This is a genomic window from Bradyrhizobium sp. NBAIM08, from assembly GCF_020193935.1.
Taxonomy (GTDB): Bacteria; Pseudomonadota; Alphaproteobacteria; order Rhizobiales; family Xanthobacteraceae; genus Bradyrhizobium; species Bradyrhizobium yuanmingense.
Map to the genome: position 1 here is coordinate 1 of NZ_JADYVR010000509.1, position 433 is coordinate 433.

Sequence of the window (433 nt, forward strand, 5' to 3'; positions counted from 1 at the left end):
GGTTTCCGGGAACATTTCCCATTATTTCACCAATAGTAAGATCAATAATACCCTGGTCATTACTGTATCCCTCAGCTGATGAATAAGCTGCCTTCAATAAAAACTATGCTCTGAATCACCATGGACGTGGGGATCATATAATGGAACTCTACAGGCCTCGTAAACTCTCAGTACCAGTTGTTGATTACCACAGGCACCCAGATCAATATACTCATCAAAATAAAGACAGTTGATCCAGCGGTCGATCAGCAGTTCGAAGAAAGCGACTTTTTTCTGGTATTTGGTTGCACCAAATTTGGCAATGATTTTTGCCACCAATAAATCGCGGTATTTGACGAGCGTGTCCATGTGAGCAATGGAGAAATACAGGTTTTCACAGCAATTATCGTGGCTACCATTGTCCAGGTCTTCCGCATATATCCTTGCCCAGCAT

1 protein-coding gene is annotated in these 433 nt (G+C 42.5%); it reads right to left on the reverse strand.

What is annotated here, in order from left to right; translation table 11 throughout:
* Positions 1-93 precede the first annotated feature (93 nt).
* Positions 94-433, reverse strand: a 340-nt coding sequence (locus I6F37_RS40690; RefSeq protein WP_225154475.1) for a hypothetical protein, incomplete at its 5' end; no start/stop codon positions are given.